Source organism: Streptomyces sp. NPDC006372 (assembly GCF_040612515.1).
Lineage (GTDB): Bacteria > Actinomycetota > Actinomycetes > Streptomycetales > Streptomycetaceae > Streptomyces.
The window spans coordinates 29,262-43,323 of sequence record NZ_JBEXQJ010000015.1; the positions used below are offsets into that span (position 1 = coordinate 29,262).

Genomic DNA, 14,062 nt, shown 5'->3' on the forward strand with positions numbered 1-14,062 from the left:
GTGGGCGGCGTGAATCTCGTACACGCGCCCGATGACCGCAGCGCACGCCGCACCCGCCAGCAGAGCTGCCCGCGCGCGGCGGGCATCGCCGCCCTGATCTTGCTGGCCCTCACGGACCTGTTCGTCGCGGAGGCCAACCACGGCAGCGTCTGGCCCGTCCTGCTGGTGCTGTCGCCCGGCCTGGCCGCGGTTCTCTGGCCGCCCACGAGGCGGCCCGTCTGGCTCACCCCCCAACTGCGCACCGCCGTACCCGCTCTCCTCTCCGCGGTGCTGACGGTCCGCACCCTCCTGTTCGGCCGCGGGGAGTTGTTCGGTCCCGAGCAGTTTGGCCTCGGTGAGACGGCGATTCTGCTTTGCCTGCTCCTGATCGCCGTCCGCACCTGCCCGCCGGGATGGGCGGCCGGGTGCGCGGTACTGAACGGGGCGGCTGCCATCGGTCAGCCGTTGCGCCTGTACGAGGCAGACGCCTACGACGACAGCCTGTTCGGGATCATGCTGGTCCTCGCGCTGCTGGTCGGCATCATCGCCGGACTCGGCGGATATCTGCGCACGCTCGACCATCGCCGCGGCGCCGCGGTCACCGAGACCCGCCGCGCCGAACGTCTCGCCATGGCAGCGGACCTGCACGACTTCGTCGCCCACCACGTCACCGGCATCCTGGTCCAGACACAGATGGCCCGCATGATGGCCACCACCGAGCCCGACCGCCTAGATCCGGTCCTGGCCGGCATCGAGAACGCCGCAACCGAGGCCCTCGCCTCGATGCGCCGTACGGTCGGCATCCTCCGCGACAACCCGCAGGGCACCGTCGACTCCCAGAGCGCGGACCGCCGTCCGGTGGGCGACCTTGAGGCGCTCGCGGACCTGGTGGCGGGATTCGGCGGTCCCGTCGGACCGGAAGCCGTCCTGCGCCGCGACCCCTCGGTGCCTGCGGATCCGCCCCACGAGATCCAGGCGGCCGCCCACCGTGTCGTCCAGGAGGCGCTCACGAACATCCGCCGTCACGCGGCCGACGCCACCGAGGTGACGGTCACCCTGACGCACCAGGACCGCGCACTCCTGGTCACCGTGCGCGACGACGGCCGGGGCGGCACCCAGATGCCTTACGCCGCGCGGGGTGGCGGCTTCGGCATTGTCGGCCTCACCGAACGTGTCGGTGCCCTCGGCGGCGAAATCCACGCCGGCCCCGCCCGGACGAGGGCTGGGAAGTCGTCGCCCTGCTGCCGACGGCGCGATAGGACTCCTGGCGGCGGTCCACCGACGGGAATGGCCATACCCGTCCGACCAGGTCTTCTCTGCTTCGAAAAATACCCCCTGGGGTAACTATGCTAAGGTCCGGAACATACCCCGGGGGGTAAATTTCGTAGGAAGGAGTGTCCGGCGTGTTCTTCATTGACACCATCGAGGTGGCGGGCCTCGGCAACCGCAGCTACCTCGCCGGCGGCGAGCGTGCCGCCGTGGCCGTCGACCCGCCACGCGACATCGACCAGGTGCTCGCCGCGGCGGCCCGGCGCGGGGTGCGGATATCCCACGTCGTCGAGACGCACGTCCACAACGACTACGTGAGCGGCGGGCTGGAGCTGTCGAGGATCACGGGTGCCGCCTACCTGGTGCCCGCCGATGCCCGCGTCTCGTTCGAGCGGACACCCGTGCGTGACGGGGACAGCGTGTCCGTCGACGACACCGACGGCGCCGCCGGACTGACCCTGCGAGTGATGGCCACCCCCGGCCACACCCCGCACCACTCGTCATACGTCCTGGAGGAGAACGGGGCGGCGGTCGCGGTGTTCACCGGCGGTTCGCTGCTCATCGGAACCGTCGGCCGCCCCGACCTGGTCGAGCCGCGCCTGACCGAACGGCTGGCCCGCGCTCAGCACGCTTCCGCCCACCGGCTCGCCGCCGAACTCCCGGACGAGGCAGCCGTGTTGCCCACCCATGGCTTCGGCAGCTTCTGCTCCGCCGGCGAGGCCGACGGCAACGCCTCGACCATCGGAAAGGAGAGGGCCTCCAACGAGGCGCTCACCAGGAACGTCGACACCTTCGTCGCCGGCCTGCTCGCGGGTCTGGGCGATGTCCCCGCGTACTACGCGTACATGGGCCCGGCCAACGCCGCCGGTCCCGCGCCCGTCGACCTCACCGCGCCCGCCCTGGCTGACGCCGACGAGATCGCCGCCCGGCTGGCCGCCGGAGAGTGGGTGGTGGACTTGCGCAGTCGGATCGCCTTCGCCGCGGGGCATGTCTCGGGCTCGTTCAATTTCGAGGCCGAGGGACAACTCGCCACGTACCTCGCCTGGTTGATCCCGTGGGGCAAGCCGGTCACCCTGCTAGCGGCGTCGGCCGAGCAACTGGCCGGCGCTCAGCGGGAACTCGTCCGGGTCGGCATCGACCGGCCTGCCGCCGCGGCCGTCGGCGAACCGACGGACTGGGTACGGGAGGGTGAAGGCCTGGCGGCCTTCCCTCGCGCCACTTTCGCCGACCTCGCGGAGCGGCGTGGCGACGACGTGGTCGTCCTCGATGTCCGCCGTGCCTCCGAACGAGCCGGCGGTTTCATCGAGGGATCACTCCATATTCCTCTGCACAGCCTGCACTGTCGGCTCGACGAGATTCCTCCGGGCGAGGTGTGGGTGCACTGCGCCGGCGGGATGCGTGCCGCCATCGCCGCATCCCTGCTGGACGCAGCGGGCCGCGCCGTCGTCGCCGTGGACGACTCCTACGACAACGCGAACAAGGCGGGACTCCTCGTCCGCAACGCCTGACGGCGAATGCGCCGCGTCGGTCCATGTCGAATTGATGAGGAGTGGAGATTTTCGATGAGCGTGTTGGACGGTCCTCACGACCGGGTCACGGTGCAGCAGGCGGCCGCGCGCACAGGTCACAGCGGTGCTGAAGCGGACAGCGGTGACGCCGTACTGCTGGATGTCCGCGAACCGCAGGAGTGGCAGGCGGGCCACGCTCCCCGGGCCGTGCACCTGTCTCTGTCGGCGCTGACGGCCGGAGCCGGCCTGCCCGCCGAGGCTCAGGCGCGGCTCCTGATCGTCATCTGCCGCTCCGGCAACCGCTCCCGGCGGGCCGCCGAACTGCTGAGCGCGCAAGGGGTCGAAGCCGTCGACGTGATCGGCGGGATGCAGGACTGGATACGGGCCGGACTGCCTGTGGTGGACGCGCTGGGCGAGGACGGCACCGTCGCGTGAGTGCTCTGATACTCGCCCTGGTCGCCGGGGCCGTCATCGGCCTGGCGCTCGGAGCGCTCGGGGGCGGCGGCAGCGTCCTGGCCGTCCCTGTCCTGATCTACCTCCTGCACTTCACACCGGTCGCGGCCACCACGGCCAGCCTGGTCATCGTCTCGGTCACCTCGGCCACCGCGCTGCCCGCACACGCCCGCGACGGCAACGTCCGCTGGCGCACCGGGCTGCTGTTCGCGGCGGCCGGCATCGGGCCAGCCATGCTCGGCGGCGCCGTCGCGGCACGGCTTCCGCCAGCCGTACTGACCGGCGCCTTCGCCGTCGTCGCGGCATCGGCCGCAGTGCGCATGCTGCGCCCCCGGCCGACGGGAGGCCCCGGACATGTGCGGCCGGGCAGTGTCGCCGGCGCCGGCGCCGGCCTCGGCGCGGTCACCGGGGTGCTCGGCGTCGGCGGCGGCTTCCTCGCCGTACCCGCCCTGTTCGCAGTGCTCGGGCTGCGGATGCGAGAGGCGGTGGGCACCAGCCTGCTGGTCATATCCCTCAACTCCCTGGCCGCCCTCGCTATGCGCGCCGGCACGGCCGACGGACTGGACTGGGCCGTCATCGCCCCCTTCGCCGGGGCCGCCGTCCTCGGCGCGTGGGACGGCAAGCGCCTGGCCGCGAAGGTCTCCGGGAGCGCGCTCCAGCGGACCTTCGCGTTCGTGCTGCTGGCGGTTGCGACCGCCATGCTGATCGACGCGCTGGTGTGATGCACGCCGATCAACCGGACGGGCGGCGGAAGACATCCAGACGACGCCCGGGGCCCCGGACGCGGGAGAGACTTACCGTATAGTTACCCCTGGGGGTATTTGGGAGGAGTATTCAATGGAGCTTGAGCTGGCGGGCGACGAGTTGCGCTCGGTGCTGAACCGGCTGCGCCGGGCGCAGGGGCAGATCTCCGGGGTGATCCGGATGATCGAGGAAGGCCGTGACTGTGAGGACGTCGTCACGCAGCTTGCCGCTGCTTCTCGCGCGCTCGACCGGGCTGGCTTCGCCATCATCGCAACCGGTCTGCAGCAGTGCATCGTGGACGCGGAGAGCGGTGCGGGCGGTGGAAAGGACCAGGGCCAGATGCGCGCCAGGCTGGAGAAGCTGTTCCTGTCGCTGGCCTGAGGGGGCTTGACTGGGGCGCGTCCGCTATGCCCGTACACGGCGGACGCGCCCTTTTTGTCGGGTCAGGACGATGACTCATTGAAGCGTCGCGGCCCCGGTCCGTGACGGTGAAGGCGCTTCACGGGCGGCTCGGGTGCAAGCCTGCGTGTGTGTCGACGGTCCGCCGGGTCATGAAGGGGCCCAATGCGAGCCCGGTGCCGGCCTCTGCGTGTTGCCGCCGACCGCGGGGTGCGGTTGACCAGTCCCTGGGTGTCGACGAAGAGCGCAGTGGCCCACTCGAATAATTACCCCAGGGGGTATATAGTCGCCGAGGAGTACCCCCGGGGGTATATTCTGATCACATCAATACCCCCGTGGGTATGCAAGCGCCATCGGCAGTGAGTAGCAGGAGAGTCGAATGCCAGACCCGTCATATGGCCGTACCGCCCACGTGGCGGCCGACTTCGCGACGGCCGTCGCCGCGGTGCGGGAAGAGCTGAGCGCCCAGGGGTTCGGGGTGCTGACCGAGATCGATGTCCAAGGCACTCTCAAGGCCAAGCTCGGTCACGACATGGAGGACTACGTCATCCTGGGTGCCTGCAGCCCTCCCTTGGCCCGTCGGGCGCTCGAAGCCGACCGGAGCGTGGGGCTGCTCCTGCCGTGCAACGTCGTCGTCCGCGTCGATGGTGACGGCGTGCTCGTCCAGGCTGTGGAGCCGAACATGTTGGTGACCTTGACAGGTGACGGCGCACTCGCCGCGGTCGCCGAAGAAGCGGCCGGCCGCCTTGACGCCGTGCTGGCCGCAGTGCAGGACAGGTTCGCGTAGCGGCCCGTAGCCGTCCGGGTTCCGGTGCGTGCCCTCTGCTGCACCTCTTCCTGGGCAGACGCATCGCTTTCAAATACCCCCAGGGGTATTTAGTAGTCAGTGAAGGAAAACCACCCCTCCGGGTAGACGAAAGGGAACTGAGCATGACCACTGCCCAATCCACACGGGAAGCAGCGGACTCCTCCGCCGAGCCGCCGGCAATCTTGCCCGGCGTGCTGGGGCGCCTCGGCGTCTGGGCCACCACACGCCTGCGCCTCGTACTGGTGCTGTGGTTCGTCCTGGTGGTCGGCCTTGGAGCTTTCGCGCCGCAGGTGACCTCGGCGCTGGCCGGGGCCGGATGGCAGGCCAACGGGTCGGAGTCGGTGACGGTGCGCGAACTCGCGCAGAAGCACTTCGGAGGCAACGCCTCCTCCGCACTCCAGGTCGTCGTCACCGCCGACAAGCAGGTGTCCGACCCCTCGGTGCGGAAGGTGATCGCCGAGGCGACCGCTCTGCTGGAGCACGACTCACGCATCTCGACCGTCGTACAGCCTCAGGCGGGCGCGACCATCAGCCGTGACGGCAAGGCGGCCGTCCTGCTCGCCGGGGCCGGCGCCGACACGAACGACATGGTCCGGGCCGCCGACGACCTCAAGAAGCCGCTGTCCGAGCTGTCTGGCGACGGCATCGAGGTCAGCGCCACCGGATCGTCGGTGATGTGGAGCGACTTCAACACCGCCAACCACGACGCCATGATGCACTCGGAGATGGTGTCCTGGCCGGTGACGATGGCCATCCTCGTGCTGGCCTTCGGCTCGCTGGTGGCCGCAGGGCTGCCGCTGCTGCTGACCATCGCCGGGCTCGCCGCCTCCGCGGGCGCTCTGGTCCTGCTCAACCACGCGACACCGACATCGATCTGGGCGATGAACTTCGCCATGATGTTCGCCCTCGCGCTCGGTATCGACTACGCCCTCTTCCTCGTCGTCCGCTTCCGCGCCGCCCTCGCCCGGCACGGCAACCCTGTCCGCGCCGTCGCCGAGACCATGGACACCGCGGGCAAGGCCGTGGCCCTGTCCGGGCTCACCGTCCTGGTCAGCCTGTCGGCCGTGATGCTCGTACCCGCTCCGGCCTTCCGGTCCATGGCACTGGGCATCATGCTCGCCGTCGTCTTCGTCCTGGCCGCCACCCTGACCCTGCTGCCCGCCGTCCTGGGCCGCCTGGGAAGCCGTGTCAACGCGGCGTCCTTGCCCATCGCCCGCGCCGCGGCCACCGGCGACGGCTCCTCGCCGCGCTTCACCGCCTGGGGCGAGCGTCTCTGGCGCCACCCCCTGCGCTACGGCCTTCCCGCCCTGCTCATCCTCGTCGCACTCGCCGCACCGGTGATCGGCCTGCGCACCGCGATGCCCTCCATCACCGTCGTTCCGGAGAAGGACTCCTCGCGCGTCGGATACGAGGCCGTCCAGAAGGCGTTCGGCGACGGCGCCCCCGGCACCCTGCAGGTCGTCACCCCGACCGCCGAGGCCGACCGGACCGCGAAGGAACTCGCTGCGAACAAGGGCATCGCGGGCGTGATGCCGGCCCAGCCGGCCGCGGACGGCAGCTCCCTCTCGCTCATCCAGGCCGTGCCCACGGTGGACCCGTCCGACCCAGGCCTGGAGAAGACCGTCGACGCGCTACGCCGAGACCTGCCGAGCAGCGCTCTCGTGGGCGGCGCAGCCGTCGAGAACCTCGACCTGCAGACCACCCTCGACGACAAGACCCCGCTCGTCATGGGCGTCGTCCTGGCCCTCGGCTTCCTGCTGCTCCTCGTGGCCCTCCAGGCACCGCTGGTGGCGCTGATCGGCACCCTCACCAACCTGCTCGCCACCGCCGCGGCCTTCGGCGCGGCCCGGCTCATCTTCCAGGACGGCCACGGCGCCGATCTGCTCGGCTTCACCTCCCAGGGCTTCCTGGACGGCTGGGCGCCGGTGTTCTTCTTCGCCATGATCTTCGCGATCGCCATGGACTACACGGTTTTCCTGCTGTCCACGGCCAAGGAGCACTACGAGAAGACGGGCGACCCACGCACCGCCGCGGTGGCCGCGCTCGGCCACTCGGGACGCGTCATCTTCGCTGCTGCGGCCGTCATGGTCGCCGTCTTCTTCACCTTCGCCCTCTCCGGGCCCCTGCCGCCGAAGGAGATGGGCATCGTCCTCGGCATCGCGGTCCTGCTGGACGCCGCCCTGGTCCGCCTCGTGCTGCTGCCGGTCCTGCTCCGCCTCACCGGCCGCGCCGCCTGGCACACGCCTGCCTGGCTGAGGCGCATCCTGCCCGACATCCACTTCAGCCACGGCTGAGGTGACCGGGGAGGTGGTCCGGAACAGGGCCCGGGCGACCTCCCCGCTCTCGAACCACCGAAGAACCCTGAAGAACTCTTACGTCGAAGAAGGAGAAGTCCCATGTGCCAGCGAGCGGTCTGCCGGACATGCCAGGGAATCACCTACCGCGGCTGCGGCATGCACGTCGAACAGGTGCTGGCCGGGGTCCCCAAGTCCCAACGCTGTATGTGCCCTCAGCAGGAGACATCCGCCGGAAACATCTGGAAGCGCTTCTTCGGCCGGGGCTGACGTCGGTGCTGGCCGTGTTGTCGCTCCTGGGTGACAAGGTGTGGTACCTGCCGCGGTGGCTGGAGCGGCTGCTGCCGAATATCAACGTCGAGGGCGAGAAGCTCAGCCACAAGGTTGCCTCGCCGGACGACCAGTCGGTCGTACGGCCCCTGCCCATCCGCTGAACTCGCAGCGGACCGATGACAGCGGGACGGTCATCTTCACAGCTCCGGCTGCTGCCCGCTGACCGGGGCCACTGAAGCGGCAGTGGCCCCAGACCGCGCCGGGCCTCCAGGGGACGGAGGCCGACGCACCCGGGCCCGGCGGCTCGAGCTTGGCCATTTCAGTTGGTGAGTCTGCGGTGGCATACGAGGGTCGCGGCGATCTGTGAAGGCCAGGAAGTGCTCGGGCTTGCGCTCGTAGCGGCGGTGGAGTCGCCGACAGCCGGACAGCCAGGACACGGTTCGCTCCACGATCCAGCGGTGCCGTCCCAGTCGTTGGGAGGACTCGATGCCCTTGCGGGCGATGCGGTGCCGGATGCCTCGGGGTGACAGTCAGCGTCGTAGGTGCTGGTAGCCGTAGCCATTGTCTCCGTGCAGTTTCCCGGGCCGTCGGCGTCGGCGGCCACGACGGGGGCTGATGGGCGGTAGCGGCAGGAGAGACAACACGCGTTCGGTCAAGTCCCGTCAGCGGGGTCGGCTGGGCTGCGCCGTGGCTGCTGTCGGAGGTGGCGCCGTGGGGGTGGTGGTGAGGTGCACAGTGGGCTTCACCTTCACGGGGGTGTGCGTCCGGATTCCGGTGCCATGCGCGAGGTTCTCGGCGAGGTCGGCCAGCAGCGAGCTGGGGGTATAGGGGGATGCCGTGACGTTCCAGGTTGGGCGGTCGATGCTGGGGCGGGCCCAGAGGGCCCAGGTGACGAGCGTGCTGTTCGGCTGCTGGGCGGCGAAAGTGTCGAACTGGATGCCAGCGTCCCCGGACGGGGTCATCCAGCGGATCCAGCGTCCGTCGATGGTGTGCTTCCATCCGGCGTCAGTGAGGGGCTTCGTGGCGACGGTGACGGTCTTCTCGGTGACGGGGCTACCGATGGCGGTGTCCCACCCGTCGCCTTCGGCGAGGTGGTGCAGCAGGGTCTGGAGCACGGGGGTGGGGGTGGTGCCGGTCGCGGTGAGGTGCCACATCCGGTCGGAGACGGGGGTTTCGTAGGCGGCGACGGTCCAGGCCATCTCGCGGGGCTCGGCCTCGTGGACGCGTTCGACCCGCAGGGTTTGTGATTCGTGGATGGCGTGGGTGGTGTCGTCGGTCCAGGTGCGCCACTTCTCCCAGTCGCCCTGTTCGGCGAGAAACTGATCGAGGAGGGTGTCATGGTCGCCGGCATCGGCGGCGTACGCGGGCACGATCTCCAGTGGCTGGGCAGGCGATTGGGGTCCTGTGGCCGGTGTGCCGAGCGAGGTGCGGGCTTCACCGGCGGCGCGCTCGGTGTCGGTCATGGGGGCGGGGCCGGGTCGCATGGTGTCGTGGTGGAGGCGTTCGAAGGCTGTTAGGGCCTTTGCGGGTGAATCGAAGGTGTCGGCGATCTGCCGCAGGTGGTTCTCGCCGTGGAGGTAGACGCTCTTGCCCGTGTCGCGGTAGGTGCCGACGGCGACGGTGGTGCCGCTGTCGTCGGCGTGGGCGTGGATGATGAGTCGGCCGTGGCGGATGTCGTCGTGGATCTTCTGGGCTTCGTTGGAGACCTCCCGGATCTCCGCCCGGGTACACCAGGGCATCGGGTAGTTGGCCCAGGTCCACTCCTCGTCGATCGCTTCGCGGAGCTGGGGGGTGATCTCCGTGGTGAAGCCGTCTGCGGTCAGGGCCTGTGCGGCCTTCTCGGCCCAGTAGGGCTCCGTAAGTTGTTAGGCGGTCCGAGAGGGCCGGATGCGGCTGAGTAGGGCCTGCCAGCAGTGGCTTGCGAGGAGTGGCCATCCGGCTCTCTGGGGCGCCCTGACTGCTGATTGAGATGTGCGCGCGTGTGCGGTCGCTGTTTACGGAGCGGACAGCGGGGTGTTCCTCGGGCCCACGGCATGCTGTGTGGAACAACGAGGAGCAGTTGAGTGAGCAAGCGACCTGGCCAAGCCTGGTGTGGGATCGACGCTGGCAAGGGCCATCACTGGGCAGCAGTGGTCGACGAAACTGGCGCGACCCTGTGGTCGAAGAAGATCGACAACGATGAGACAGCCATCCTCACGGCCCTCGGCGAGATCCTGGAGCTAGCGGATGAAATCCGCTGGGCGATGGACATCTCCGGCACGGCTTCCGCCTTGCTGCTGGCCCTGCTCGCCGCCCATGGTCAGCAGGCCGTCTACGTGCCTGGCCGCACGGTCAACCGCATGGCTGGCGCCTACCGGGGAGAGGCCAAGACCGACGCCCGCGACGCCTACGTAATCGCCGAAACCGTCCGTCATCGCCAGGACTTTGACACCATCGGGGTGCCTGCCCAGCTGTGCGCCGATCTCGCCCTGCTGACCGCTCATCGGTCGGATCTGGTTGCCGACCGCGTAAGGATGATCAATCGGCTGCGTGACGTGCTCAGTGGTGTCTTCCCTGCCCTGGAGCGGGCCTTCGATTACTCAGGCCATAAGGGCGCCCTTGTCCTTCTGACCGGGTATCAGGTTCCCGCCGAGATCCGCCGCCGGGGCCGGGCCAGGCTGACGGCATGGCTCGCCAACCGCGGCGTCCGTAGCGCCGACTTGGTTGCCGCCACCGCGCTGGAGGCTGCCCAGGCTCAGTTCACGTCGCTGCCCGGCGAAGATATGGCCTCGCAGATTGTCGCCGATCTGGCGGCGCAGGTCCTGACCTTGGACGACCGGCTCAAGCGCGTCGACCGGAAGATCGGGGAGACATTCCGCAGCCACCCGCAGGCGCAGATCATCGAATCATTGCCCGGTATGGGCCCAGTACTTGGTGCAGAGTTCATTGTGGCCGCTGGCGACCTGTCGGCTTACGCGGACGCCGGCCATCTGGCCTCCGCGGCCGGGCTGGTGCCCGTGGCGAAGGACTCAGGTCGCCGAACTGGCAACCTGCACCGTCCCAAGCGCTATAGCCGACGCCTGCGACGCGTGTTCTACATGTCCGCGCAGACCAGCATCATCCGCGAAGGACCGAACCGGGACTTCTACCTCAAAAAGCGCAACGAGGGCTGCAAGCATGTTCAAGCCGTCATCGCGCTCGCCCGCCGACGTGCCGGTGTCCTGTGGGCGCTCCTACGCGACAACCGGCTGTTCACCCCCATACCGCCAGGGTGACCGCCGCGGTCACCTATGGGCCGGCCACCGATACAGGCCGTGCTGAGCGGCAGGGCTAACTCGAAGCGCTGCCCGGCGACCACAGCAGGAATCCGTCCTTCGAGCCCGGCCCTCTGCGTTGGCGATGCCGGGGGCCGGGCTTGGGGTGCTGCTCTTGTCGGTGTCGGGTGGGTTGCCGTCAGCAGGTTTTACCGGTCGGTGTCGGGGCCCTCGGCAGCCGCGGCGTCGAATTGTTCGATCAGGGCCAGCATCTGCTGGTCACCGTCGGGGGAGATCATGAGGTCGAGGTGATGCGAGGCCATCTGGGCCTGCGGCAGCACGTACTCGTGCATCGCCTTCTCGTACGCCTCGATCGCCGCCGCCGGATTGCCGGGGTTGTTCACTATGGCGAGGGCGAGTTCGGCCCCGTCGATCATGGCGAGGTTGGCTCCGGCCCCGGCGAAGGGGGACATGAGGTGGGCGGCGTCGCCGATGAGGGTGACGCCCGGCTTGCTCTCCCAGGTCAGGCCGACGGGGAGCTGCATGATCGGGCGGGGCAGGATCGTGTCGTCGCAGTAGCGGATGAGGTCGGTCAGCTGCGGCGCCCAGTCGGTGAAGTACTCCAGGATCGCGGTGCGGGCCTCGTCCGGGCGGTCGAAGGGGATGCCGGACGTGGTCAGCCAGTCCGCGGGGGTGCGGAAGGCGACGTAGGTGCGGATGCGGCCGTCGCCGTTGCGCTGCGGCATGATGCCCTTGTTGTCGCCCAGCGCGTACAGGCTGCCGCGGCCGACGAGTTCGGCGAGGGCGGGCTGGGTGCGGTCCACGTCCGTGATGCCGAGTTCGAGGAAGTTGACGCCGCTGTGTTCCGGCTTGGCGTCGGTGATCAGGGGGCGGACGTGTGACCAGGCGCCGTCGGCTCCGACCAGCAGGTCGCAGGTCTCAACGGTTCCGTCGGCGAAGTGCAGTTCGTGCCGGCCGTCCGTCAGGGGCACGGCCTCGGTGAGGTACTTGCCCCACTGGATCGAGTCCGGGTCGACGGAGTCCATCAGGATGTCGCGCAGGGTGCCCCGGTCGATCTCGGGCCGGTCCATGTCGTCTTCCTGGGCGGTCTGTTCGCGCAGCAGCGTGCCGTGCTTGTCGAAGAGCTTCATGTCCTGACCTTCGGGGCGGACGGCGGCGAGGAACTCGGCGGTGAGGCCGGCTTCCTGCAGCGCGCGCTGCCCGGACTCCGGGTGCATGTCGAGGGTGCCGCCCTGGCTGGGGCGGGCGTCGCGGGCGGCGTCGGCCTCGTAGAGGGTGGCCTTGATGCCGCGGACTTGCAGGACGCGGGCGAGGGTGAGGCCGCCGAGGCCGCCTCCGACGATGGCGATGCGGGGGGTGGTGGTGCTCAAGGTGATGCTCCGTTCAGGTTCAGGTGGTGCGGAGGGTCTGTCTGGGTCAGGCGGTCTGAGAAGCCGGTGCCTGCTCGGCCGCCGGCCTCGGGGTGGTGGGCTTGCCGCGCAGCGGGATCTCCTTGATGAAGAGCGCGGCCACGAAGGCGGTGGCGCACAGGCACGCGGCGAGCAGGAAGATGTGCTGGGTGCCGGAGGCGACGGATTCCAGGTAGGCGTCCTTGGTCTGGGCGGGCAGCTGGGCCAGCGCCGAGGCGCTGATCTGCGTGGCTTCCCCCGAGTCGGAGCCGGTGGTGGCGGGCAGGTGGCCTGCCGTCGCGTGGGTGAACAGGGAACCGAAGATGGCGACGCCCAGGGAACCGCCGATGGTGCGGAAGAGCGTGACGCCCGCGGAGGCCACGCCCATGTCGCGCATCTCGACGCTGTTCTGCGCGATGGTCGTCGTCATCTGGAGGAGGAAGCCGAGTCCGATGCCGACGAGCGCCATGTAGAGGCCGGCGGTGGTGCGGGAGGTGTCGGTGTCCATGGTGGCGAGCAGGCCGGTGCCGACGGCGAGGAGGCCGGCGCCCAGGACGGGGAAGATCTTGTACTTGCCGGTGCGGGACATGGCCTTGCCGGCGATGGTGGAGACCAGGGCGATCGGGATCATCATCGGCATCAGCAGCAGGCCGGAGTTGGTGGCCGAGGCGCCCTGCACGCTCTGCTGGAACAGGGGCAGATAGAGCGTGGCGCCGAACATGACCGCGCCGGCCCCGAAGATCATCACGCAGGACAGGACGAAGTTGCGGTCGCTGAATATCCGCAGCGGAAGGACCGGCTCGACGGCCCGCCGTTGCGAGGCGATGAACAGGGCCAGACCGATCACCGCGACCGCGAACAGCGACAGGATCTGCCAGGAGCCCCAGGCGTACTGCGTGCCGGCCCAGGTGGCGGCCAGCACGATCGCGCTGATCGTCGTGGTCATCAGGGCGATGCCCGGCCAGTCGATCTGGGCCTTGGTGCGGGTGGCGGGCAGTTTCAGCATGATCGCGGACCAGGCCAGGGCCATGAGCCCGAGCGGGATGTTGATGTAGAAGGCCCAGCGCCAGCCGAGGTGGTCGGCGATGAGGCCGCCGATGAGCGGGCCGCCGATGGTGCCGATGGCGATGACCGCTGCGTTCATGCCCTGGTAGCGGCCCCGTTCCCGGGGCGGCACCAGGGTGCCGATCAGCGCGAAGGAGAGCGCCGTGATGCCACCGGCGCCCAGGCCCTGGATCGCCCGGAAGGCGATCAGCTGGGACATCGACTGCGAGGCCCCGGACAGGACCGAGCCGATCAGGAAGACGCCGGTCGAGGCGAGGAAGACGTGCTTGCGGCCGTACAGGTCTCCGAGCTTGCCCCAGACGGGGGTGGAGGCTGCGGTGGCGAGCGTGTAGGCGGTGACGACCCAGGAGATGTGGGCGAGGCCGCCGAGGTCACCGACGATCGTCGGCATCGAGGTGCCGACGATGGCGTTGTCGAGCATCGCCAGCAGCATCGCCAGCATGATCCCGAGCATGGTGATGCGGATGCGGTTCGGGGTTGCGGACGGTTCGGCCGCCGGGGGCGCAGTGGGGTCGGTGGACATGGCTGATCACTCCTTTCGCGGAGTGGGAGGGGTCGTAGAAGCAGTCACGGCGAAGCTCGTCCGCTCTTGCCTCAACCAGAGAAACACAACCCGATAAAAAAGTGC

At 69.4% G+C, this 14,062-nt stretch carries 11 protein-coding genes and 2 pseudogenes; 9 read left to right on the plus strand and 4 right to left on the minus strand.

Features of this window, described 5'->3' with window-relative positions; translation table 11 throughout:
* The first annotated feature begins 117 nt into the window (after positions 1 to 117).
* The 8 genes and pseudogenes from ABZ016_RS22155 to ABZ016_RS22190 all read left to right on the plus strand — a co-directional run bounded on the left by ABZ016_RS22155 (position 118) and on the right by ABZ016_RS22190 (position 7,888).
* Positions 118 to 1,238 (plus strand): annotated as a pseudogene (locus ABZ016_RS22155) (histidine kinase).
* 144 nt (positions 1,239 to 1,382) lie between these two features.
* Complete coding sequence (locus ABZ016_RS22160) at positions 1,383 to 2,756, plus strand: MBL fold metallo-hydrolase (RefSeq protein ID WP_356918364.1); 1,374 nt, start codon at positions 1,383 to 1,385, stop codon at positions 2,754 to 2,756.
* 54 nt (positions 2,757 to 2,810) lie between these two features.
* Positions 2,811 to 3,191 carry a rhodanese-like domain-containing protein gene (locus ABZ016_RS22165; protein WP_356918365.1) on the plus strand — a complete coding sequence of 127 codons (381 nt, stop codon included), beginning with the start codon at positions 2,811 to 2,813 and terminating at the stop codon, positions 3,189 to 3,191.
* On the plus strand, positions 3,188 to 3,931 hold the full coding sequence (locus ABZ016_RS22170; protein ID WP_356918366.1) for a sulfite exporter TauE/SafE family protein: 744 nt from the start codon (positions 3,188 to 3,190) through the stop codon (positions 3,929 to 3,931). The genes ABZ016_RS22165 and ABZ016_RS22170 overlap by 4 nt, the downstream gene beginning before the upstream one ends.
* 115 nt (positions 3,932 to 4,046) lie before the next feature.
* The gene (locus tag ABZ016_RS22175) at positions 4,047 to 4,334 is read left to right on the plus strand and encodes a metal-sensitive transcriptional regulator (RefSeq protein ID WP_356918367.1); all 288 of its coding nucleotides are present in this window, start codon (positions 4,047 to 4,049) and stop codon (positions 4,332 to 4,334) included.
* Positions 4,335 to 4,731: 397 nt separating this feature from the next.
* A complete protein-coding gene (locus tag ABZ016_RS22180) occupies positions 4,732 to 5,139 on the plus strand; it encodes a DUF302 domain-containing protein (protein ID WP_356918368.1) in 408 nt (135 codons plus the stop codon).
* A 143-nt stretch (positions 5,140 to 5,282) separates the two neighbouring features.
* Positions 5,283 to 7,454, plus strand: coding sequence for an MMPL family transporter (locus ABZ016_RS22185; RefSeq protein WP_356918369.1), 2,172 nt, complete (start codon positions 5,283 to 5,285; stop codon positions 7,452 to 7,454).
* 209 nt (positions 7,455 to 7,663) lie between these two features.
* Positions 7,664 to 7,888 (plus strand): hypothetical protein, encoded by a 225-nt coding sequence (locus tag ABZ016_RS22190; protein WP_356918370.1) that lies wholly within the window; start codon positions 7,664 to 7,666, stop codon positions 7,886 to 7,888.
* Positions 7,889 to 8,046: 158 nt separating this feature from the next.
* Here the strand turns inward: ABZ016_RS22190 and ABZ016_RS22195 are convergent.
* Positions 8,047 to 8,365 (minus strand): annotated as a pseudogene (locus tag ABZ016_RS22195) (transposase); the annotation flags it as partial.
* 24 nt (positions 8,366 to 8,389) lie between these two features.
* Positions 8,390 to 9,466, minus strand: a complete 1,077-nt coding sequence (locus ABZ016_RS22200) for a DUF317 domain-containing protein (RefSeq protein ID WP_356918371.1) — start codon at positions 9,464 to 9,466, stop codon at positions 8,390 to 8,392.
* Between the two features lie 324 nt (positions 9,467 to 9,790).
* On the opposite strand from ABZ016_RS22200, the gene ABZ016_RS22205 reads away from it, so the two are divergent.
* A complete protein-coding gene (locus tag ABZ016_RS22205; protein WP_356918372.1) occupies positions 9,791 to 10,981 on the plus strand; it encodes an IS110 family transposase in 1,191 nt (396 codons plus the stop codon).
* A gap of 188 nt (positions 10,982 to 11,169) precedes the next feature.
* Here the strand turns inward: ABZ016_RS22205 and ABZ016_RS22210 are convergent, their stop codons facing one another.
* Both ABZ016_RS22210 and ABZ016_RS22215 read right to left on the minus strand, forming a co-directional pair.
* A complete protein-coding gene (locus ABZ016_RS22210; RefSeq protein WP_356918373.1) occupies positions 11,170 to 12,351 on the minus strand; it encodes an NAD(P)/FAD-dependent oxidoreductase in 1,182 nt (393 codons plus the stop codon).
* 46 nt (positions 12,352 to 12,397) lie between these two features.
* Positions 12,398 to 13,957, minus strand: a complete 1,560-nt coding sequence (locus tag ABZ016_RS22215; RefSeq protein ID WP_356918374.1) for an MDR family MFS transporter — start codon at positions 13,955 to 13,957, stop codon at positions 12,398 to 12,400.
* Between the last annotated feature and the right edge of the window lie 105 nt (positions 13,958 to 14,062).